The organism is Bradyrhizobium sp. SZCCHNR1043, assembly GCF_032489675.1.
Lineage (GTDB): Bacteria > Pseudomonadota > Alphaproteobacteria > Rhizobiales > Xanthobacteraceae > Bradyrhizobium.
The window spans coordinates 235,746-257,662 of record NZ_JAUEYN010000007.1 but is presented as its reverse complement, the minus strand read 5'-3'; the positions used below and the strand labels follow the sequence as shown (position 1 = coordinate 257,662).

At 65.7% G+C, this 21,917-nt stretch carries 20 protein-coding genes; 14 read left to right on the top strand and 6 right to left on the bottom strand.

The window, feature by feature from the left end; genetic code table 11:
* Nucleotides 1-92: 92 nt before the first annotated feature.
* Complete coding sequence (locus QX039_RS14555; protein WP_315773193.1) at nucleotides 93-527, top strand: hypothetical protein; 435 nt, start codon at nucleotides 93-95, stop codon at nucleotides 525-527.
* 154 nt (nucleotides 528-681) lie between these two features.
* Here the strand turns inward: QX039_RS14555 and secA are convergent, their stop codons facing one another.
* Nucleotides 682-3,534, bottom strand: coding sequence for a preprotein translocase subunit SecA (gene secA / locus QX039_RS14550; RefSeq protein ID WP_315773192.1), 2,853 nt, complete (start codon nucleotides 3,532-3,534; stop codon nucleotides 682-684).
* A 393-nt stretch (nucleotides 3,535-3,927) separates the two neighbouring features.
* Between secA and QX039_RS14545 the strand changes: the two genes are divergently transcribed.
* Together QX039_RS14545 and argJ are read left to right on the top strand one after the other, a co-directional pair.
* Nucleotides 3,928-4,827: a peptidylprolyl isomerase gene (locus tag QX039_RS14545; protein ID WP_315773190.1), complete on the top strand. Its 900-nt coding sequence runs from the start codon at nucleotides 3,928-3,930 to the stop codon at nucleotides 4,825-4,827.
* Nucleotides 4,828-5,081: 254 nt separating this feature from the next.
* Nucleotides 5,082-6,323, top strand: coding sequence for a bifunctional glutamate N-acetyltransferase/amino-acid acetyltransferase ArgJ (gene argJ, locus QX039_RS14540; RefSeq protein ID WP_315773188.1), 1,242 nt, complete (start codon nucleotides 5,082-5,084; stop codon nucleotides 6,321-6,323).
* 63 nt (nucleotides 6,324-6,386) lie between these two features.
* On the opposite strand, the gene QX039_RS14535 is transcribed toward argJ, so the two are convergent.
* Nucleotides 6,387-7,715 carry a TadE/TadG family type IV pilus assembly protein gene (locus QX039_RS14535; protein ID WP_315773186.1) on the bottom strand — a complete coding sequence of 443 codons (1,329 nt, stop codon included), beginning with the start codon at nucleotides 7,713-7,715 and terminating at the stop codon, nucleotides 6,387-6,389.
* Between the two features lie 182 nt (nucleotides 7,716-7,897).
* Between QX039_RS14535 and QX039_RS14530 the strand changes: the two genes are divergently transcribed.
* Nucleotides 7,898-8,308 carry a (deoxy)nucleoside triphosphate pyrophosphohydrolase gene (locus QX039_RS14530; RefSeq protein WP_315735232.1) on the top strand — a complete coding sequence of 137 codons (411 nt, stop codon included), beginning with the start codon at nucleotides 7,898-7,900 and terminating at the stop codon, nucleotides 8,306-8,308.
* A gap of 120 nt (nucleotides 8,309-8,428) precedes the next feature.
* Here the strand turns inward: QX039_RS14530 and QX039_RS14525 are convergent, their stop codons facing one another.
* On the bottom strand, nucleotides 8,429-9,286 hold the full coding sequence (locus tag QX039_RS14525; protein ID WP_315773184.1) for a methyltransferase domain-containing protein: 858 nt from the start codon (nucleotides 9,284-9,286) through the stop codon (nucleotides 8,429-8,431).
* Nucleotides 9,287-9,364: 78 nt separating this feature from the next.
* Here QX039_RS14525 and QX039_RS14520 point away from each other — a divergent pair, with 78 nt between their 5' ends.
* From QX039_RS14520 to QX039_RS14500, 5 genes are all read left to right on the top strand, one after another.
* Nucleotides 9,365-10,168, top strand: a complete 804-nt coding sequence (locus QX039_RS14520; protein ID WP_315773183.1) for a ComF family protein — start codon at nucleotides 9,365-9,367, stop codon at nucleotides 10,166-10,168.
* 29 nt (nucleotides 10,169-10,197) lie between these two features.
* Nucleotides 10,198-10,473, top strand: a complete 276-nt coding sequence (gene grxC / locus QX039_RS14515) for a glutaredoxin 3 (RefSeq protein ID WP_315751938.1) — start codon at nucleotides 10,198-10,200, stop codon at nucleotides 10,471-10,473.
* Nucleotides 10,470-11,348, top strand: coding sequence for a carbon-nitrogen hydrolase family protein (locus tag QX039_RS14510; protein ID WP_315773181.1), 879 nt, complete (start codon nucleotides 10,470-10,472; stop codon nucleotides 11,346-11,348). The genes grxC and QX039_RS14510 overlap by 4 nt, the downstream gene beginning before the upstream one ends.
* On the top strand, nucleotides 11,345-11,827 hold the full coding sequence (locus tag QX039_RS14505; protein ID WP_315773180.1) for a DUF1178 family protein: 483 nt from the start codon (nucleotides 11,345-11,347) through the stop codon (nucleotides 11,825-11,827). Before QX039_RS14510 ends, QX039_RS14505 begins: the two co-directional genes overlap by 4 nt.
* A gap of 133 nt (nucleotides 11,828-11,960) precedes the next feature.
* Nucleotides 11,961-12,407, top strand: a complete 447-nt coding sequence (locus tag QX039_RS14500; RefSeq protein WP_315773220.1) for an EamA family transporter — start codon at nucleotides 11,961-11,963, stop codon at nucleotides 12,405-12,407.
* On the opposite strand, the gene QX039_RS14495 is transcribed toward QX039_RS14500, so the two are convergent.
* The gene (locus tag QX039_RS14495; RefSeq protein WP_315773178.1) at nucleotides 12,408-13,307 is read right to left on the bottom strand and encodes an EamA family transporter; all 900 of its coding nucleotides are present in this window, start codon (nucleotides 13,305-13,307) and stop codon (nucleotides 12,408-12,410) included.
* 238 nt (nucleotides 13,308-13,545) lie between these two features.
* On the opposite strand from QX039_RS14495, the gene QX039_RS14490 reads away from it, so the two are divergent.
* Nucleotides 13,546-13,827: a GIY-YIG nuclease family protein gene (locus tag QX039_RS14490; RefSeq protein WP_315773218.1), complete on the top strand. Its 282-nt coding sequence runs from the start codon at nucleotides 13,546-13,548 to the stop codon at nucleotides 13,825-13,827.
* A 96-nt stretch (nucleotides 13,828-13,923) separates the two neighbouring features.
* Here the strand turns inward: QX039_RS14490 and ubiG are convergent, their stop codons facing one another.
* Together ubiG and QX039_RS14480 are read right to left on the bottom strand one after the other, a co-directional pair.
* Entirely contained in the window at nucleotides 13,924-14,688 is a 765-nt protein-coding gene (gene ubiG / locus QX039_RS14485; RefSeq protein ID WP_409998076.1) for a bifunctional 2-polyprenyl-6-hydroxyphenol methylase/3-demethylubiquinol 3-O-methyltransferase UbiG, read from the bottom strand.
* Between the two features lie 47 nt (nucleotides 14,689-14,735).
* Nucleotides 14,736-15,203 carry a PH domain-containing protein gene (locus QX039_RS14480; protein WP_315735252.1) on the bottom strand — a complete coding sequence of 156 codons (468 nt, stop codon included), beginning with the start codon at nucleotides 15,201-15,203 and terminating at the stop codon, nucleotides 14,736-14,738.
* Nucleotides 15,204-15,367: 164 nt separating this feature from the next.
* On the opposite strand from QX039_RS14480, the gene QX039_RS14475 reads away from it, so the two are divergent.
* The 4 genes from QX039_RS14475 (at nucleotide 15,368) to prmC (ending at nucleotide 21,421) form a co-directional block, all read left to right on the top strand.
* Nucleotides 15,368-16,624, top strand: a complete 1,257-nt coding sequence (locus QX039_RS14475) for an aspartate kinase (protein WP_315735254.1) — start codon at nucleotides 15,368-15,370, stop codon at nucleotides 16,622-16,624.
* A gap of 302 nt (nucleotides 16,625-16,926) precedes the next feature.
* Entirely contained in the window at nucleotides 16,927-19,194 is a 2,268-nt protein-coding gene (ptsP, locus tag QX039_RS14470; RefSeq protein WP_315735256.1) for a phosphoenolpyruvate--protein phosphotransferase, read from the top strand.
* Nucleotides 19,195-19,254: 60 nt separating this feature from the next.
* Nucleotides 19,255-20,340 (top strand): peptide chain release factor 1, encoded by a 1,086-nt coding sequence (prfA, locus tag QX039_RS14465; RefSeq protein WP_315735257.1) that lies wholly within the window; start codon nucleotides 19,255-19,257, stop codon nucleotides 20,338-20,340.
* Nucleotides 20,341-20,533: 193 nt separating this feature from the next.
* A complete protein-coding gene (gene prmC, locus QX039_RS14460) occupies nucleotides 20,534-21,421 on the top strand; it encodes a peptide chain release factor N(5)-glutamine methyltransferase (RefSeq protein ID WP_315735260.1) in 888 nt (295 codons plus the stop codon).
* Nucleotides 21,422-21,917: the final 496 nt, after the last annotated feature.

The window sequence follows — 21,917 nt, the reverse complement described above, 5'->3', positions numbered from 1 at the left end:
AGGACCCCACTGCACAGTATTCCAGCGATCGGACTCCCTCCGCCAATATTCGGCGGAGGGCTCTGTAAGCTTTTTTGGTGAGTTGACGGATCATGCAACGACCCGACTACGCGGCGAACTACGAAATTTTAATGGCGGTAGTCACCCATCTTGCAGTGAACAAGTGGCCAGCTCGCCAACCGAAAGGCATTGCGAAAGATCTATCGATAGAGAATGTCGATGCGGTGCGCGGCGTGTTAAGGACCTTCAAAGGGCTCTTTCGAGAGTCGAGAGGCGTGTCGCGAGATCATGGAGAACCGCTCTACTCACTTCATTTGAGACATTCTCGATTCGTCGTTACTGACGAAGAGCAGGAACGCCCCCCGCTCAATACCGAAGATCTATTCGCTCTTCTTCGTTTGGTTTCAGAGAAGGCAGCTCAGCAGACCCAACAAGCTTCCGCCCTCAGGATCGCAGCTCTTACTTCAATAATCTCGCTGATGGTTGCTGCCGCATCGCTACTCGTGGCCCTTCACAGGGGCTTATGACGCATTCCTTAGGCAGGTTTCGACATCCGCTCCAACCCAGAACGAATTATTCGTCAACGCGAGCGCAGCTAAGCAATCCAGAGCTGATTTCGAGACTCTGAAATTGCTTCGCTTGCGCTCGCAATGACGATGGAGAGACGGCCTCAGTCCGCGCTTAAGCGTACCTGCCGTGGCAGTGCTTGTACTTCTTCCCCGAGCCGCAGGGGCAGTCCTCGTTGCGGCCGATCTTGCCCCAGGTGGTGGGGTCGTTCGGGTTGCGCGCATCGGCCGGGACCGGAGCGACGCCGGAGGACGGCACCACGGAGACGTTGGCGAAGGCCAGTTCGTCTTCGCCAGTGTTCGGATCGACGTGATGCGCCTGCATCGGCGGCAGCACCGGCTGCTGCTCCTCCGGCGGCACGATCTCGACGCGCATCAGTTGCGCGGTGACCGCCTCGCGCAGATGCGCGATCATGGCCTCGAACAGCGTGAAGGCTTCCGACTTGTACTCCTGCAGCGGATCGCGCTGACCATAGCCTCGCAGGCCGATGACCTGGCGCAGATGGTCGAGCATCACCAGGTGCTCGCGCCAGAGGTGGTCGAGCGTCTGCAGCAGGATGGTCTTCTCGACGTAGCGCATCACGTCGGGGCCCCATTGCGCGACCTTGGCGGCCATGCGCTCGTCGGCATGGGTCTCGATGCGCTTGAGCAGCTCCTCGTCGGCGATGCCCTCTTCCTTCGCCCATTCGTCGACCGGCAGGTCGATGTCGAGCACACGCTTCAGCTCCTCCTTCAGGCCGGCGACGTCCCACTGCTCGGCATAGGCATGCTCGGGCACGTGCTTGGCGACGAGGTCGTCGATGAAGGCGTGACGCATGTCGGTGATCGTCTCGACCACGCTCTCGTCCTGCATCAGCTCGACGCGCTGGTCGAAGATCACCTTGCGCTGGTCGTTCTGGACGTTGTCGAACTTCAGGAGGTTCTTGCGGATGTCGAAGTTGCGCGCCTCGACCTTCTGCTGCGCCTTCTCCAGCGCCTTGTTGATCCAGGGGTGGATGATGGCCTCGCCTTCCTTGAGGCCGAGCCGGGTCAGCATGCTGTCGAGCCGGTCGGAGCCGAAGATGCGCATCAGATCGTCTTCCAGCGACAGGAAGAACTTCGAGCGGCCGGGATCGCCCTGACGGCCGGAACGACCGCGCAGCTGGTTGTCGATGCGGCGCGATTCATGCCGCTCGGAGCCGATGATGTAGAGGCCGCCGGGCTTGGTCACGGTCTTGGCCGGCTTGGAGCCCTTGGCGGGCTCGATCTCGACCGTCTCCTCGGCCTTCAGCACGATCTCGCGGAAGCGGGCGATGTCGGCCTTGATCTGCTCGATCTTGGCGGCCTTCTCGGCCTCGTCGGTGATCCCGGCGGTCTCCTGCTGCAGGCGCATCTCGAGCGAGCCGCCGAGCTTGATGTCGGTGCCGCGGCCGGCCATGTTGGTCGCGATCGTGATCGCGCCGGGCACGCCGGCTTCGGCCACGATATAGGCTTCCTGCTCGTGGAAGCGCGCATTCAGCACCGCGAACAGCTTTGCCGGCTTGCCGGCGCGGGCCGCCGCATAGAGCTTGTCGAGCGCCCGCTCGCTGCCGAAATCGATCTGCTTGTAGCCGTGCTGCTTGAGATAGGCGGCGAGCACCTCCGACTTCTCGATCGAGGCGGTGCCGACCAGCACCGGCTGCAACCGGGAGTTCGCCCGCTCGATCTCGGCCAGGATCGCGGCGTATTTCTCCTGCTGGGTGCGGTAGACCTCGTCGTCCTCGTCGAGACGGGCGACCGGCAAATTGGTCGGGATCTCCAGCACTTCGAGCTTGTAGATGTCGAACAGCTCGTCGGCCTCGGTCGCGGCCGTGCCGGTCATGCCGGCGAGCTTGGCATACATGCGGAAGTAGTTCTGGAAGGTGATCGAGGCCAGCGTCTGGTTCTCGGGCTGCACCGGCTGGTGCTCCTTGGCCTCGAGCGCCTGGTGCAGGCCTTCGGAATAGCGCCGGCCCGGCATCATGCGGCCGGTGAATTCGTCGATGATCACGACCTCGCCGTCGCGGACGATGTAGTCCTTGTCGCGGGTGAACAGCGTGTGAGCGCGCAGCGCCTGGTTGATGTGGTGGACGACGGAGACGTTCTCGACGTCGTAGAGCGACTCGCCCTTGAGCTGGCCGGCATCGCGCAGCAGGGTCTCGATCTTCTCCATGCCGGCTTCGGTGAGCGTCACCGTGCGCTGCTTCTCGTCGACCTCGTAGTCGGTCTTGTCGAGCTTCGGCACGAAGGTGTCGATGGTGTTGTAGAACTCCGAGCGGTCGTCGAGCGGGCCGGAGATGATCAGCGGCGTGCGCGCTTCATCGATCAGGATGGAGTCCACCTCGTCGACGATCGCGAAGAAGTGTCCGCGCTGGACCATGTCCTCCAGGCGGTACTTCATGTTGTCGCGCAGATAGTCGAAGCCGTATTCGTTGTTGGTGCCGTAGGTGATGTCGCAGGCATAGGCCGCCTTGCGCTCGGCATCGTCGAGGCCGTGCACGATCACGCCTGTGGTCAGGCCGAGGAAGCCGTAGATCTGGCTCATCCAGCCGGCGTCGCGGCGGGCAAGGTAGTCGTTCACCGTCACGACGTGGACGCCCTTGCCGGCCAGCGCGTTCAGGTAGACCGCGAGCGTCGCCACCAGCGTCTTGCCTTCGCCGGTCTTCATCTCGGCGATGTCGCCCTCGTGAAGCACCATGCCGCCGATCAGCTGGACGTCGAAATGACGCTGGCCGAGGGTGCGCTTGGAGGCCTCGCGGACGGTGGCGAAGGCCGGGACCAGGATGTCGTCGAGCGTCTTGCCGTCGGCGAGCTGCTTCTTGAACTCCTCGGTGCGCGCCTTGAGCTGCTCGTCGGTCAGGTTTGCGAGCTCCGGCTCCAGCGCATTGATGGCGTTGACACGGGACTGATAGCCCTTGACGCGACGGTCGTTGGCGGAGCCGAATAGCTTACGGGCGAGCGCGCCGATCATTGCTGAAATCCTGCCTCTATGGGTCTGCGTTGCAGCCGCAACTCATGGTTTGGGTTTGCTGTTCCCGACGTGATGCACCGCAGCACCCGCGCCAGCCTCGACCTTCGGCGCCGGGCGGCGTCCGCCAGATGAGTGGGAGACAGGCAAACCAGGGTTCAACGGCCAAAAACGCAGCAAAATAAGCGCTATCGCCCTTGAAGCGACCGGGGAGAGATATGGCTGGGGGGGAACGTTGTCAACGGCGCCCGACAGCCGGGCCGTCGCCGCCCACCTGTCGCCGATTTCACGAAATTGACAGACTTTTCGCGTTGCCAAGGCACGGCGATTGGGCGAGTGTCCCGGCCGCCCTGAGGCCTCCCCCCTCGAGCCCCCTCTTCTCAACAAGGATTTTCCATGACCACGTCGTTCCCGGTTACGAAAACCGGCCTGCGCCTCGGCCTTGCCACCGCTCTCGCCGGAAGTCTCGCGTTGTCCCTGCTTGCCGCGCCCGCACGCGCCGCCGACGATGCCAACCCGGTGCTGGCCAAGGTGAACGGCGCCGAGATCCGCAAGAGCGACGTGACGCTCGCCGAGGAGGAGCTCGGACAGAGCCTCGCGCAGATGGATCCGGCGACCAAGGACGAGAACGTGCTGTCGTTCCTGATCGACATGAAGCTGGTCGCCAAGGCGGCCGAGGACAAGAAGGTCGCCGACAGCGAGGAGTTCAAGAAGCGCCTCGCCTTCACCCGCAACCGGCTGCTGATGGACAGCCTGCTTGCCAGCGAGGGCAAGGCCGCGACCACGCCGGACGCGATGAAGAAGGTCTACGAGGAGGCCGCCAAGCAGATCGGCGGCGAGCAGGAGGTGCACGCCCGCCACATCCTGGTCGAGACCGAGGACGAGGCCAAGGCCGTCAAGGCCGAGCTCGCCAAGGGCGCCGATTTCGCAGAACTCGCCAAGAAGAAGTCCAAGGACCCCGGCGCCTCGGACGGCGGCGACCTCGGCTTCTTCACCAAGGAGCAGATGGTGCCGGAGTTCGCCAACGTCGCCTTCGCGATGGAGCCGGGCAAGATCTCGGACCCGGTGAAGACCCAGTTCGGCTGGCACGTGATCAAGGTCGAGGAAAAGCGCAGCCGCAAGCCGCCGGAGTTCGACCAGGTCAAGAGCCAGATCGAGACCTACGTCACCCGCAAGGCCCAGGCCGACTATGTCGGCAAGCTGCGCGAGGCCGCCAAGATCGAGCGCCTGGACAAGCCGGCCGCCGACGCCGCCAAGCCGGCGGAGGCGAAGCCGGCCGAGCCGGCGAAGAAGTAAGCGGCTCGGCTACTTGGCTTGAGGCGCGACATGGTCGCGTCATAAATGGTGTCGTCCCGGCGAAAGCCGGGACCCATACCGCGTGATGTTTGAAACAGGCACGTGGCCGATACCGGGGCTCCCAACTGGACCCTGTGGTTATGGATCCCGGCGTTCGCCGGGATGACAGCAGTGGGTGCAGTGACATCCACTCCCACAACGACGACCGAGATGATACAGAGCGCTTCCCGCTCATCCTCTGCCGGAAGCCCTCGATGTCCTCAGCCGTCTCCCCGCTCGCCCCCACCGATGTCCCCGACATGCCCGCCGTTGCGGGCGTCAAGCTCGCGACCGCGGCGGCCGGCATCCGCTACAAGAACCGCACCGACGTGCTGCTGGCGCTGCTCGATCCCGGCACCGCCGTCGCCGGCGTGTTCACGCTGTCGAAATGCCCGTCGGCGCCGGTCGAATGGTGCCGGGCCAAGCTGAAGGGCGGCAAGGCGCGCGCCCTGGTGGTCAACTCCGGCAACGCCAACGCCTTCACCGGCAAGACAGGCAAGCAGTCGACGGCGCTGACGGCGGCGATCGCCGCCAAGGCGGTCGGCTGCAAGCAGGACGAGATCTTCCTCGCCTCGACCGGCGTGATCGGCGAGCCGCTGGATGCGACCAAGTTCGACGGCGTGCTCGAAGGGTTGGCCGGCACCGCGGCGCCTGAGGACTGGATGGGCGCAGCGCGCGCCATCATGACCACCGACACCTTCCCGAAGGTCGCGACCGCGACCGTCAAGCTCGGCAAGGCCAAGGTGACGATCAACGGCATGGCCAAGGGCGCCGGCATGATCGCGCCCGACATGGCGACGATGCTGTCGTTCATCTTCACCGATGCGCCGATTTCGGCACCCGCGCTGCAGGCCCTGCTCAAGGCCGGCGTCGAGGACACCTTCAACGCGGTGACGATCGACGGCGACACCTCGACATCCGACACGCTGCTCGCCTTCGCCACCGGGACCGCCGCGGCGAAGGGCGCACCGAAGATCAGCCGCGCCAGCGATCCGCGCGCGAAAGCGTTCGTGAAGGCGTTCAATGCCGTGCTGGCCGACCTCGCCGAGCAGGTCGCGCGCGACGGCGAGGGCGCCCGCAAGCTGGTCGAGATCATCGTCGAGGGCGCCAAGAGCAAGCCGTCGGCGCGCAAGATCGCGATGTCGATCGCCAACTCGCCGCTGGTCAAGACCGCGATCGCCGGCGAGGACGCCAATTGGGGCCGCGTCGTGATGGCCGTCGGCAAGGCCGGCGAGCCGGCCGACCGCGACAAGCTCTCGATCTCCTTCAACGGCATCCGCGTCGCATCGAAGGGCGCGCGCGATCCGTCCTATGACGAGACGGAAGTCTCCGAGGCGATGAAGGCGCAGAAGGTGCAGATCAAGGTGGCGCTCGGCCTCGGCAAGGGCCGCGACCGCGTGCTGACCTGCGACCTGACCAAGGAGTATGTCGCGATCAACGGCGACTACCGGTCCTGATTCCGCAACCGACCGCGGCCAGGAAGCGCGCAGATGCCGGCGCGCTTCCGGGGGCCGAGTCGATCAGCTCGCGATCCGTGCGTCGGCGACCGCCTTCTGGAACAGCGCCTTCATCGCCTCCGCGATGCCCTGCGTCGGCGACACCTCGAAATAGAACCCGTCCGAGGCGCAAGCCTGCATCTTCTGCGCGATCTCGCTGTTCGGCGACGGGCCGAACGGCCCCTTGTTGAAGGGATCGATCCAGCTCATGTACCAGCTGTTGGTCGGCAGCTGCAGATAGGTGGTGTAGAGCACCGCGATCTTGATGCCGCGGTTCTTGAGCGTGGTGCAGAGCGCCGGATTGATCGGCGACTGGCAGCGGTTGCCGCTGGCCTTTGGCTTCAGGCAGGCGGCGTTGCTCTCGTCCGCGACGCCATCGGAGACGAAGAACAGGTATTTCAACGGCGAGCCGGTGGTGCCGTCGCCCGGCGTCGAGATCTCGTTGTTGATGGCGGGGAACACCGTGGTGAACGGCGTATCCTTGTCGGCCGTGTAGGAGTCGTTGTTGCCGTAGACGCCCATCAGGTCGATGTTGCCTGCGGCGCTCTTGGCGCTGGACAGGCTCGACGACAGCGAGAACAGCGCCCGCAATCCGATCGTCTTCGACGCCGCGCCGAAATCGTAGATCGCCATGCGGAACTGGTTCGTATAGGTCTGCGTCTGCTGCGCCGTGTCCATCAGCTGCTGGGTGGCGCTGCGCAGCACGTCGATCCGGGTGGTCACGCCGAGCGTCTTGGCGAGATTATAGTAGTTGTTGGAGTCGTTGTAGTCGTGGCAGGCGAAGGCGCATTTGTCCGAAGTCGCATTGACCATCTTGGTCACGTCCGCCGGCGTCGCCGCCACGCCCATCGACGGCGAATTGTCGAGCAGCAGGTAGAAATCGATGTATCGCGGCATCGAGGCCTTCGCCGTCGACGAGCCGTTCAGGGTCATGGTCTTGAACCCGACGATGTTCATGAACATCATGGGCACGGTGGCCGAGAACGACACGGTGGCGCTCAGCACCGAGCCGGCCTTCTTCACCTCCGGCGTCAGGCTGGTCAGCGTATAGCCCGATGTGCCGGACATGTTGCCGTTGAAGATCTTCGCCGCGTCGTCATTGCCGGCGGCGATCACCCCGTCCGAGGTCATCGCGCCCGCGGCGATGAAGGCCGGCGCCGTCCGGGACACCGCGCCGACCGACGCGGCGTCGACCGCCGCCTGCAGCTTGGCGCGCATCTGGTTGGCGCGGCTGTAGTCGACGCCGCAGCCGACCGCCGTGATCAGCGGAACGCAGACGATGGCGAACGTCACCGCGACGTTGCCGCTGACGTCGCGGCGAAGGCGGGCAAGCAGGCTGGATACAATTCGCATGAATGATGCCTAACGAGCCATGAGGGGGTCACGGCGTTCACCCGTGAAAATACGCGGGCGGCCATTAAGGTTGGCTTATTTCAACCGTGGAAACGGGGCTCAAAACGGCCTAGGTTAAAACTCCCTCAACAGGCGCGCCTGGTTCTCGGACCGGCCCATCCCTCTCGAAACCCGATCGGACCATGCCCGACCTGAAACTCACGCTCGTGGTCGCCTGCGCGCTCGTCGACGCCGACAATCGCGTGCTGCTGGCGCAGCGGCCGCCCGGCAAGGCGCTCGCGGGCCTCTGGGAATTTCCCGGCGGCAAGCTCGAGCCCGGCGAGCGCCCGGAAGCCAGCCTGATCCGCGAGCTCGACGAGGAGCTCGGCATCACCGTGCGCGAAGCCTGCCTCGCGCCGCTGACCTTCGCCAGCCACGCCTATGAGACGTTCCATCTGCTGATGCCGCTCTACATCTGCCGGCGCTGGGAAGGCCTGGTGACCGCGCGCGAGGGCCAGCAACTGGCCTGGGTGCGGCCCAACAAGCTGCGCGACTACCCGATGCCGCCCGCGGACATCCCGCTGCTGCCGCATCTGATCGACTTGTTGATGTGAGCCGCGGCGATAGCCTCACGCTCACGCGTCATGCGCGGGCCTGACCCGCGCATCCATCTACATTTCGGACTCTTCAAGAGGGATGGATCGCCGGGTCAAGCCCGGCGATGACGAGAGTGGCTATTCATCCGCTCCCGCGCGAGGGCTCCGCTTCACTGCCGCCTCGAGGCTCGCCGTCGCCGAACCCGGCTTCAGCGGCTTCTGCTGGCTCTCATGCGGGGCCCAGCCTGACAGCCAGATGATATCGAAGGTGGCGCGGATGCGGCCGTCGGGATCGGCGAAGCGCTCGGCATAGATCTCGGCCATGCGGAGCAGGGTGGCGCGGCGCGTCGGCGTGCGACGGCGCTCGACCAGGCTGTTGGTCGCGCCCATGCGGCGGAGATCCTGCATCAGGCCGAACGCGCTGGCATAGCGGACCACGACGCGGTCGACGTCGGTGACGGGTAGCGCGAAGCCTGCACGCTGCAGCAGACCGCCGACGTCGCGCAGATCGGCGAACGGCGCGACGCGCGGTGATACGCCGCCCTCGCACTCTGCCTCGGCGGCGGCGAAGGATTGCCGGAGCTCGGTCAGCGTATCGCCGCCGATCATGGCCGCCAGCAGCAGACCATCGGGGTGCAAGGCCCGGCGAATCTGCACCAGCAGTCCGGGCAGATCGTTGACGAATTGAAAGGCCAGCGCCGACAGCGCGAGATCGAGCGATTGCGCGGCCAGCGGCAGCCGCTCATCCGCCGTTTCGGGCGCAGCGATATGTGCGAGCTGCGAGAGGCGTCCCGAAAGATACGGCTTCAAGCCCGCGGCCGGCGTCCAGACGTCGGCAGCCGCGGTGAAGGACCGGTTCACTGCCGCAAGCCGATCCTCGATGTCCTCCGCAACGCGCTCCAACAGGAAGGTCTCCGGCGCTGCCGCAGCCCGCCGCTGCCTGAGCGCGAGCAGGCTGCGATCGAACAGAACGGGAGTGGTGACGGACTGGATCATTGGGGCTGGTTACGCCGATCCTCGCGGCCGGGCAATGCACCGCTTGAGCAGCGTGGGTTGCGGCGCTAGCCTCAATACATGGGTGTGACGTTTGCTCCAATCGGCGTCGGACGACTTCGTGCAGCCGTAGGCGCGCTGCACGGCGGTCTCGCGCATGTCGCGAAGCTCGCGCTCGACGTCGCGCTGCCGACGCTGTGCATCGCCTGCCGCGAGCCGGTCGACGGCGAGGGCGTCTGCGCGGCCTGCTGGGGCAAATTGTCGTTCATCGAGCGGCCGTATTGCCCGAAGCTCGGCATCCCCTTCGTCTACGATCCCGGCCCCGAGCTGCTGTCGATGGAGGCGATCGCGGCGCCGCCGGCCTATGCCCGGGCGCGCGCCGCCGTGCGCTATGACGAGGTCGCGCGCACCCTGGTGCATCAGCTGAAATATCAGGACCGCACCGATCTGGCGCCGATCATGGGCCGCTGGATGGCTCGCGCCGGCCGCGAGCTGCTGGCCGAAGCCGACCTCGTGGTGCCCGTGCCGCTGCACTGGCGGCGCGGCTTCAGCCGCCGCTACAACCAGTCCGGCGCGCTGGCGCGGGTGATCGCCCGGTCCAGCGGCGTCCGAATGCACGGCGATGCGCTGCGCCGCGTGCGGGCGACCGAGCAGCAGGTCGGGCTGTCGCGCGCCCAGCGCGCCAGCAATGTGCAGGGCGCATTCCAGGTATCTTCAGACTGCCTGCATGACGTGCAGGGGCGCCGCATCGTCATCGTCGACGACGTGCTGACCACCGGCGCGACGGTGGATGCCTGCGCCCGCGCTCTGCTGCGCGCCAAGGCGGCCGAGGTCAGCGTGCTGGTTTTCGCCCGGGTTGTCGATGCCCCCCGCGCTCCCATATAATCTGTCGTTCCGTAACAGCTGAGCGCGACATGACCGCTGCGATCGAAATCTATACCCGTCCGGGGTGCGGCTACTGCACGGCCGCCAAATCGCTTCTGAGCCGCAAGAACGTCCCCTTCACCGAGCATGACGCGGGCAAGGATCCGACGATCCGGCAGAAGATGTATGATCGTGTCGGCCCGGGCTCGACCTTTCCGCAGATCTTCATTGGCCACACCCATGTCGGCGGCTGCGACGATCTCTATGCGCTCGATCGCGAGGGCAGACTCGACGCCATGCTGGCGGGAGACAAGGCGACATCATGAGCAACGACCGCAGCTTTACCGCCGCCATGGTGCAGATGCGCACCTCGCTCCTGCCCGAGCCGAGCCTCGAGCAGGGCACCAGGCTGATCCGGGAAGCGGTCGCGCAGGGCGCGGAGTACGTCCAGACGCCGGAAGTGAGCAACATGATGCAGCTCAACCGGACGGCGCTGTTCGAGCAGCTCAAGAGCGAGGCGGACGATCCCTCTCTCAAAACCTATCAGGCGCTCGCCAAGGAGCTGAGCATCCATCTGCACATCGGATCGCTGGCGCTGCGCTTCTCGGCAGACAAGGCCGTGAACCGCTCGTTCCTGATCGGCCCCGAGGGCAACGTGCTGGCGAGCTACGACAAGATCCACATGTTCGACATCGACCTGCCGGGCGGTGAGAGCTATCGCGAGTCGGCCAATTATCAGCCGGGCGAGACGGCGGTGATCTCGGATCTGCCCTGGGGTCGTCTGGGGCTGACGATCTGCTACGACGTGCGCTTCCCGGCGCTGTATCGTGCGCTGGCCGAGAGCGGCGCCTCGTTCATCAGCGTGCCCTCCGCCTTCACGCGCAAGACCGGCGAGGCGCATTGGCACACCTTGCTGCGCGCCCGCGCCATCGAGACGGGTTGCTTCGTGTTCGCCGCCGCCCAGTGCGGCCTGCACGAGAACAAGCGCGAGACCTTCGGCCACTCGCTGATCATCGATCCATGGGGCGAGATTCTCGCCGAGGGCGGCGTCGAGCCCGGCGTGATCGTGGCGCGCATCGATCCGTCGCGGGTCGAGAGCGTGCGCCAGACCATTCCTTCGCTGCAGCACGGCCGCCGGTTCGGCATCGCCGACCCCAACGCGGGTCCGGACTATCTGCACCTGGTGCGGGGCTCGGCATGATCCGCTATGCGCTGCGCTGCGAGCGTGACCACACGTTCGAAAGCTGGTTCCAGAGCTCCTCGACCTACGATTCGCAGGTGAAGCGCAAGCTGGTGGAATGCCCGACCTGCGGCTCGACCAAGGTCGAGAAGGCGATCATGGCGCCGCGCATCGTCAGCAAGAAGGGCCGCGAGGCCGTGCCAGTGCCGGTGCCGGCCTCACCGCCGCCAGCGCAGGAAGTGATTCCGCCGGGATCGACCGCGCTGATGATGGCGCAGGAGCGCGAGCTGCGCGCCAAGCTCAAGGAGCTGCGCGACCACATCGTCAAGAACGCCGACGACGTCGGCGAGCGTTTCCCGACGGAAGCGCGCAAGATGCATTACGGCGAGACCGAGCACCGGCCGATCTATGGCGAGGCCTCGCTCGACGAGGCCCGCGAACTGATCGAGGAAGGCATCGAGGTCGCCCCGATCCCGGTGCTGCCGGACGACCGGAATTGAGCAATCGAGAAGGCCTCTTCGTCATTGCGAGCGAAGCGAAGCAATCCAGGAGTCGAGGACAGATTCTGGATTGCTTCGCTTCGCTCGCAATGACGGGGGAGAGATCTCGGCCTGCACTCTCTCTTTCGCCGGTGTGACGACATGTCCCCCCCTCTCCTCCTCCTGGCAGCTCTGGGCTCTGCTGTCGGCGCTATTTGCGGCCCTCACCGCCATCTTCGCCAAGGTCGGCGTCGAAGGTCTCAACTCCGATCTCGCCACGCTGATCCGCACCGCGATCGTGCTGGTGACGCTGGCCCTGATCCTGTTCGCGACGGGCCAACTGACGAGCCCCGGCCCGATCTCGATGAAGAGCTGGATCTTCCTGACGCTGTCGGCGCTCGGCACCGGCGCCTCGTGGTTGTGCTATTTCCGTGCCCTGAAGCTCGGCCCCGCGACGCTGGTCGCTCCGATCGACAAGCTCAGCGTCGTGCTGGTCGCCTTGTTCGGCGTCGTGTTTCTCGGCGAACGACCGAGCCTGCAGGGCTGGATCGGCATCGCCCTGATCGCGGCCGGCGCCGTGCTGATCGCGATCAAGGGCTGACTACGCCGCGATCAGCAGCGCTACCCCGGCAACGATCAGCACGATGCCACAGATCTCGCGCAGCGAAACCGGCTGCTTGAACGAGTAGTACGACACGCCCTGCGCGAACAGCACCTCGATCAGCGCCAGCGTGCGGACGTTGGCGGCCGCCGTCAGCGCGAAAGCCAGGAACCAGAATTGCGACGCGAAGGCGCCGACGAAGCCGGCCATCATCGACGGCCGCCACAGCGACAGGATTCCGCGCAGGATGTCCGGCGCGCGCGCCAGCAGGTAGACGGTCAGGATCGCGGTTTGCACGAACAGGCCCCAGACCAGCGTGTACGATGCGGCGGTCACGAAGGAGACGCCGTCGACGGCGATGATGGCGCCGCGGAAGCCGACCGCCGACAGGGCGAACGCCGCCGCCGCAACGAGGCCGGTCACGGTCGGCTTCAACTCCGCAAAGCTCTTGTCGCCACCGGGCCGAAGCGCCGTGACGACGACGCCGATGGTGGCGATCAGGATCGCGATTACCTTCGGCACCAAGAGCGGATCGCCGAGGAAGATGAAGCCGAAGATCGCGGTCTGGATCGCTTCGGTCTTCAGATAGGCCGTGGTGACGACGAAGGAGCGGTCGGTCATCGCCAGCAGCATCAGCCCGGTGGCGATGATCTGGCTGAGCGCGCCGAGCAGCAGCCACGGCCAGAACACAGAAGGCGGCCACGGCAGGTGGTCGCCGGTGGCCAGCAGCACCGCGGTCAGGAACACCAGCGAGAACGGGAAGCCGAACAGGAAGCGGATGTTGGTCGCGCCCCAGGTGCCGAGCTTCGCCGTCAGCGACCGCTGCATCGCATTGCGTGCGACCTGACCGGCCGCAGCCACCAGCGTGAAGGGAATCCAGAGCGAGGCGATGGAGAGCATGCGCGGCACTGTGCGACGGTGAGGCCGGCACCGTGACGAGCGCGGGGCGCCGGGTCAACAGGACAGGCGACGATTCGGTCGCATGTCAGGATTGCAAGTCAGCGGCGGGACGACGCGCACTTGTCCGAGGTTTATGGTACGCTCGTGCCGCACGACCAGTGTCGTCCCTGCGAACGCAGGGACCCATAACCACTGGCTTCAATTGGTTCAGACGATGTCTCCACACGATGGTGCGGCGATGTATTACGTCTACATTCTCGCCAGCGGCCGTCACGGCACCCTGTATATCGGTGTTACCAACTCGATACAAAAACGGATTGGGCAGCATCGCGATGGCGAAGGCTCGGATTTCGTCAAGAAGTACGGCGTGTTTCGGCTGGTCTACGTGGAAACATACGCTGTCGCCGAGGAAGCAATCACCCGCGAAAAGCAGCTCAAGCGCTGGAAGCGCGACTGGAAGATCGAGCTGATCGAGCGCGACAATCTCGAATGGCGCGATCTCAGCGACCTGATCTCCTAGGGTGCCACAAACCAATCCCTGTGGTTATGGGTCCCTGCGTTCGCAGGGACGACACCATCTATGCGGCAACTTGCGTGCCTCACACCAGTGTTTCCATCACACCATCTGCTCGGCAACCATCATGTAGTTCACGTCCATGTCGGTCGACAGACTCCAGCGGTCGGCGAAGGGGCTGTAGACCACGCCGCTCTGCTCGGTGATGACCAGACGATTGTCGAGCAGGTATTTCGTCAGCTCGTCCGGCGTGACGAACTTGCTCCACTCATGCGTGCCGCGCGGCAGCCAGCGCAGCACATATTCGGCACCGACGATGGCGAGCGCAAAGCTCTTCCAGTTGCGGTTCAGCGTCGAGACCACCATCATGCCGCCCGGCTTCAGCACGGCGGCACAGCGGCCGAGGAAGGCACCGACATCGGTGACGTGCTCGACGACCTCCATCGCCAGCACGATGTCGAAGCGCTCGCGCGGATCCATCTCCTCGATCGTGGTGCAGCGGTAGTCGATCGACAGATGGCCCTTTTCCGCGTGCAGCCTGGCAGCGGCAATGTTGCTGGCCGAGGGATCGACGCCGACGACCTGCGCGCCCAGCCGCGTGAACGGCTCGCACAGCAATCCCGCGCCGCAGCCGATGTCGAGCATGCGCAGTCCCGAGAGGCAGTTCAGGCTCTTGGCGTTGCGCTCGAATTTCCGGCAGGCGGCATCGCGGATGTAGGTCAGGCGCAGCGGGTTGATCTTGTGCAGGGGCGCCATCTTGCCCTTGGGGTCCCACCAGGTCTCGGACAGTTTCGAGAACTTCGCGATCTCGGCCGGATCGACGGTCGAGCTGGAGGGAACAGAAGTGCTGCGGGAATCCTGAGGCATTGTCATCGCTGAATACTCAATGATCGAAGCTGCGGCGCCGTACCGGGCTAACGCGCCGTGATGGCGTTCCGGAACGCCAGCGGCTCCGCGATGGTCGAAATGGTTTCCTTGCCCTCGCCCACCCCCAAGATGGTGACGTCGCCGTAATTGAGAACCCGTCCCATGATGGTCTGGTTGACGTCGACGCTCTCGACCTTGTCGAGGGCCATCTCGAAGGTACGGCGCTTGATGAAACCGGTTTTATGGACGACGCGACGATTGGTGACGTCCGTCTCCGTGGTGAGGCGATGGAACCAGGCCCGGACCGTCCAATACAGGGCGACAATGGCGATGACGGCGGCGGTGGCCAGGCACAGCATGACCAGACTGTCGTTCACGGTCATGCGGGAGAGGACGAGCAATCCAAACACGACGATCCAGGCCCCGATCGCGGGCAGGTAGAACATCCAATGCGCGTTGGTCGAATACAGCACCTTCTCGCCGGGTTGCAGGATTTCGTCGATGTAACGCGCCATTCCAAGCCTCTCACCTGACCCTGTCACCAACCTGACCCTGTCACCACAAGGAACCGTCTTGCCCCCAGCCGCGGCGCTATGTATACGCGCGTTTCGGCTGGCGCGCCTCCGGTTTCGCGCTCAGCCGGTCAACTTATCCTCCTGATGGGAATGAGCGCGTCGTCATGGGTCGCCTCGTGCTGAAATTCGGCGGCACATCCGTCGCCAACATCGACCGCATCCGCAACGTCGCGCGCCACGTCAAACGCGAGGTCGATGCCGGTCATGAGGTTGCCGTGGTCGTCTCGGCGATGTCGGGCAAGACCAACGAGCTGGTCGCCTGGTGCACCGAGGCGTCGCCGATGCATGATGCGCGCGAATACGACGCCGTGGTGGCCTCGGGCGAGCAGGTCACGTCCGGCCTGCTGGCGATCGTGCTGCAGAGCATGGGCATCCAGGCCCGCTCGTGGCAGGGCTGGCAGATCCCGATCAAGACCAGCGACGCCCATGCCTCGGCGCGGATCGTCGATATCGACGGCTCCGAGCTGATCCAGCGCTTCCGCGACCGCAAGGAAGTTGCGGTCATCGCCGGCTTCCAGGGCATCAACGCCGAAACCGGGCGAATCACCACGCTCGGCCGCGGCGGCTCGGACACTTCGGCGGTGGCGATCGCGGCCGCCATCAAGGCCGACCGCTGCGACATCTATACCGACGTCGACGGCGTCTACACCACCGACCCGCGGGTGGTGCCGAAGGCCAAGCGGCTCGACAAGATCGCCTTCGAGGACATGCTGGAGCTGGCGTCCCAGGGCGCCAAGGTGCTGCAGGTCCGCTCGGTGGAACTGGGCATGGTGCACAACATGCCGATCTTCGTCCGCTCCTCATTCGACAAGCCCGAGGATATCGACCCGCACGCCAACCAGCCGCCGGGGACGCTGATCTGCAGCGAGGAACAAATCATGGAAAATCACGTCGTGACCGGCATCGCCTTCTCCAAGGACGAGGCCCAGATCTCGGTGCGCCAGATCGAGGACAAGCCGGGCGTTGCCGCGTCGATCTTCGGACCGCTGGCTGATGCCAACATCAATGTCGACATGATCGTCCAGAACGTCTCGGAAGATGGCAAGACCACCGATCTGACCTTCACGGTGCCGGCGACCGACTACAACCGGGCGCGCGAGACCATCACCGCGGCCAAGGACAAGATCGGCTACCAGCGCTTGGATACCGCAACCGACGTCGCCAAGGTCTCGGTGATCGGCTCGGGCATGCGCAGCCATGCCGGCGTCGCCGCCAAGGGATTTGCCGCGCTCGCCGCCCGCAACATCAACATTCGCGCGATCACGACCTCCGAGATCAAGTTCTCGGTGCTGATCGACGCCGCCTATACCGAGCTCGCCGTCCGCACGCTGCACACGCTCTACGGACTGGACCAGGCCTAGAAAATCCTCCTCCGCGACCACACCTGTCCCGTTATGTGACAGCGGGACGGGCCGGAGGTCGTTCGAAAGCCGTTGACGCCGCCCGCGGTGGCAGGCGTTTTGCTTGGCAAAACAAGCCCTAATTCGCTATACGCCATCGCAGGATGGCAGCCGCAAACTGTGCTCCAGTGATGGTTGTTCTGGTTCGGGCCGGCACTCTGAGCGTGCGATAGTGCCGAATCGAGAAAGCTGTTCGATGCCGCGAGTTTAGCGCCAGATCCGGCCGCGTGCCGGGCTGGCCCCAGGAAGGGGGATTGTGCCACATGCGAAGCGCGTCGGGAGGCCCCCGCGTCCTGCTCAGACGGCTTCGCGAGACCATGGCGGAGCAGGTCTCGGCACAGGAGCGACTCGACAAGATCGTGGTGCTGATCGCGGCCAACATGGTCGCGGAGGTCTGCTCGGTCTATGTGCTTCGCGTCGACAACACGCTCGAGCTCTACGCCACCGAAGGTCTGAACCGCGACGCCGTTCACATGACCGTGCTGAGCGCGCATGAGGGCCTCGTCGGCCTCGTCGCGAGCGAGGCGACGCCGCTCAATCTGAACGACGCGCAGAGCCACCCCGCCTTCTCGTATCGGCCGGAAACCGGCGAAGAGATCTACCACTCCTTCCTTGGCGTGCCGATCCTGCGCGCCGGCAACACGCTCGGCGTGCTGGTGGTGCAGAACCGCGCCAAGCGCACCTATGTCGAGGAAGAGGTCGAGGCGCTGCAGACCACCGCGATGGTGCTCGCCGAGATGATCGCCTCCGGCGAGCTCGCAGCGCTCGCCCAGCCCGGCGCCGAGCCGGCGGCGCGGCACTCGATCCACAAGACCGGCACCGTGCTGTCCGATGGCATCGCGCTCGGCCACGTCGTGCTGCACGAGCCGCGCGTCGTCATCAACAACTACATCGCCGAGGACCTGCCCAAGGAGATCAAGCGGCTCGACGCCGCGCTGCTCAAGCTGCGGGCCGACCTCGACCGCATGCTGGAGCGCGGTGACGTCGCCGATGGCGGCGAGCACCGCGAGGTGCTCGAAGCCTATCGCATGTTCGCCAACGACCAGGGCTGGTCGCACAAGCTGCACGAGGCGGTCGCGACCGGCCTCACGGCGGAAGCCGCCGTCGAGCGCGTGCAGTCCGACACCCGCGCCCGCATGCTGCGCTCCACCGATCCGTATTTGCGCGAGCGGCTGCACGATCTCGAGGACCTCGGCTACCGGCTGCTGCGCCAACTGGTGGGCCAGGACCACGCGCCCCGGCGCGAGCACCTGCCCGACAATGCCATCCTGATCGCGCGCGCAATGGGCCCGGCGGCGCTGCTCGACTACGACCGCAAGCGGCTGCGCGGCCTCGTGCTCGAGGAAGGCACTGCCAACTCGCATGTCGCGATCGTGGCGCGTGCGCTCGGCATTCCCGCCGTCGGCGAGGTGCCGAACGCGCCGGGCATCGCCGATCCCGGCGACGCCATCATCGTCGATGGCACGTCGGGCTCGATCTACGTTCGGCCGTCGTCCGAGATCGAGTCCGCCTATGCCGAGCGGGTGCGCTTCCGCGCTCGCCGCCAGGCGCAATATGGCGAGCTGCGCAACAAGCCCTGCGTGACCAAGGACGGCCAGCCGATCGAGCTGATGATCAATGCGGGCCTGGTCATCGACCTGCCGCATATCGAGGACACCGGCAGCGCCGGCATCGGCCTGTTCCGCACCGAGCTGCAATTCATGGTGTCCGCCAGCCTGCCGCGCTCGAGCGACCAGCTGGCGCTGTATCGCACGGTTCTCGACGCCGCCGGCCACAAGCCCGTCACGTTCCGCACTTTGGACATCGGCGGCGACAAGGCGCTGCCCTACATGGAGACCGTGATCGAGGAGAATCCGGCGCTCGGCTGGCGCGCGATCCGCCTCGGCCTCGACCGTCCGGGCCTGCTGCGCGGCCAGATCCGGGCGCTGCTGCGCGCCGGCGGCGGCCGCTCGCTGCGCATCATGTTCCCGATGATCTCGGAAGTCGCCGAGTTCGACACGGCCAAGGCGATCGTCGAGCGCGAGCTGACTTACTTGCGCCAGCACGGTCACACGCTGCCGGAGCGCGTCGACGTCGGCACCATGCTCGAGGTCCCGGCGCTGCTGTATCAGCTCGACGAGCTGCTTTCGAAGGTCGATTTCATCTCGGTCGGCTCGAACGACCTGTTCCAGTTCCTGTTCGCGGTCGATCGCGGCAATGCCAAGGTCTCCGAGCGCTTCGACACGCTGTCGACGCCGATCCTGCGGGCGTTGCAGCAGATCGTGCACAAGGCCAAGGCGGCCAAGCGGTCGGTGTCGCTGTGCGGCGAGATGGCCTCCAAGCCGATCGGCGCGCTGGCGCTGATCTCGCTCGGCTACCGCTCGCTGTCGCTGTCGGCCACCGCGCACGGCCCCGTGAAGGCGATGATCCTCGAACTCGACGCCGGCAAGGCGGCGACGAAGATGGCCGAATGGCTGGCCGCACCGGCCGGCAGCTTCTCGATGCGGCAGAAGCTGACCGAGTTCGCCGAGAGCGAAGGCCTCGCGCTGTAGCGGGCCCGTCGCGCCAAGCGTCTTCCGTTCGTATCGTTTGCTCCTAGATCAGATTGCATCATGTCGTCGCTTCCCGAAGCCAAACTGGATGTCCTGCTCGCGCATCACGCCTCGCTCGAGGCGGAGCTGCTAGGCCAGGTCAATTCCGACCGCTACGTGCAGATCACCCGTGAGCTCGCCGAGCTCAATCCGCTGATCGACGCGGTGAAGGCGTATCGCGCCGGCGTCAAGGAGCTCGCCGAGACGGAGGCGCTCATCGCCGATCCCGCGACCGACGCCGAGATGCGCGCGATGGCCGAGGCCGAGCGCGACGAGCTGATCGCGCGCCGCGGCGAGCTGGAGCAGCAGATCCGCGTCGCGCTGCTGCCGAAGGATGCGATGGACGACCGCAACGTCGTGCTCGAAATCCGCGCCGGCACCGGCGGCGACGAGGCCTCGTTGTTCGCCGGCGACCTGTTCCGGATGTATGAGCGCTTCGCCGCCCTGCAGGGCTGGAAGGTCGAGGTGATCTCGGCCTCCGAAGGCACCGTCGGCGGCTACAAGGAAATCATCGCCGAGGTGCAGGGCCGCGGCGCCTTCGCCAAGCTGAAATTCGAATCCGGGGTGCACCGCGTGCAGCGCGTGCCCGATACCGAGACCCAGGGGCGCATCCACACCTCGGCCGCCACGGTTGCCGTGCTGCCGGAGGTCGAGGAGGTCGATGTCGACATCAAGCCGGACGACCTGCGCATCGAGACCATGCGCGCCCAAGGCGCCGGCGGCCAGCACGTCAACAAGACGGAATCGGCGATCCGCATCACCCACATCCCGACCGGGATCGTCGTGATGATGCAGGACAGCCGCTCGCAGCACAAGAACCGCGCCTCGGCGATGAACATCCTGCGCTCGCGCATCTACGACGCCGAGCGGCAGAAGGTCGACGCGGCGCGCTCGGCCGAGCGCAAGGAGAAGGTCGGCTCCGGCGACCGCTCCGAGCGCATCCGTACCTATAATTTCCCGCAAGGGCGCGTCACCGACCACCGCATCAACCTGACGCTCTACAAGCTGCCGCAGGTGATCGCGGGCGAAGCGCTGAGCGAACTGATCGACGCGCTGACGACCGAGCACCAGGCAGCCCAGCTCGCCGCGCAAGGTGCGGCGGCGTGATGCGCACCGGCGCATTGCAGGAGGCGATGCGACGCTGCCCCGACACAAACGGTGTCGTCCCGGCGAACGCCGGGACCCATAGCCACCGGCCTTCGTGGCTGTCACAGAAGGCAACTCCGACCGCCCGTCCCGCAACGGCACGGCGTATGGATCCCCGCGTTCGCGGGGATGACGCGTGGAGGGAGCTTGCGCGATGACCGGCCTCATCGCCGGCGTGACCATCGATGCCGCCCGCCGTGCCCTGGCCGCACGCTTTGCAGATGCGGGCCTCGACTCGCCCGAGCTCGATGCGCGGCTGCTGATCGGCCATGCGCTGCAGCTCGACCTCACCGGGCTCGTGATGCACGGGAGACGACAGCTCTCCCATGACGACGCGCAGCGCCTGGAAACGCTGATGCAGCGCCGGCTGGCCGGCGAACCGGTCGCCCGCATCCTCGGCACCAAAGAGTTCTGGGGCCTGGACCTGCGATTGTCGGCCGATACGCTGGTGCCGCGACCGGACACTGAGACCGTGGTCGAGCTGGCACTGGAACATCTCGCGGCCGGCGGCGACCTGAAGCGTCGCTTGCGCATCGCCGATCTCGGCACGGGCTCCGGCGCGATCCTGCTGGCGCTGCTGTCCGAGCTGCCGTGGGCCTTTGGACTGGGCACCGACATCAGCTTGGCCGCGCTGACGACCGCGCGGGACAATGCGCGCGCGCTCGGATTGGCCGACCGCGCTGGCTTCGTTGCCTGCTCCTACGCCGCAGCGCTGGCTGTAGGTTTCGACCTGATCGTGTCGAACCCGCCCTACATCCCGTCGTCCGAGATCGGCGCGCTCGACGCCGAGGTGCGCGCTCATGATCCGCTACGCGCACTGGACGGGGGCAAGGACGGGCTCGACGCCTACCGCGCGCTGATCCCGCAGGCAGCGGCCCTGCTTCAGCCCGGCGGCGCTGTCATCGTGGAGGTCGGGCTTGGCCAGAGTGACGACGTCGCTGCATTGATGGTGAGGGCTGGCCTGACGGCCGATTCCTCGACGATCCGGGCCGATCTGGCCGGTATTCCCCGAACCGTCATGGGCCTAAAAAAGCTCCGGTAAAGGTCGGGGGATAGAGAAAAAGCTCTTGGAATATCCCCCGGGAGCGACTACGTTCCACCCATAGCACCGGCGCAGGCCACGACGAGCGGTATTCACGGAACACCGCAGCAGTCAGATGCCAGAGAGCCGCGCCGGGCGATAGGTTCCAGAACGCAGATCTGCTGAGCGCGAGAGCCGGATGGCTGCGCAGCCCGCGACTGCAAAGCGAACGAAAGCCTGACTTTGCACTTGAGGTCTTACGCTAAGCAAACTGGGTCGGTCGTGGCGCATCTCGCCGTGGCTGGCTGAATGACGTGGTTCGCTGGTCCCAGGGGGCTGGCGGGTGGGGAACGCGTTTTGAACGCGCTTTTGTCGAGAGAATCGGCTGTCGATCACATCGGCATGGGTCGAACCGGCATGTCGGAACCGGCATGGGGCGGATGGCCATTTGGACCGCGCACGAGGCGTCCGAGCCCGGCGAAGGTATTTCAATACGCTTTCGGTATTCCGATAACAA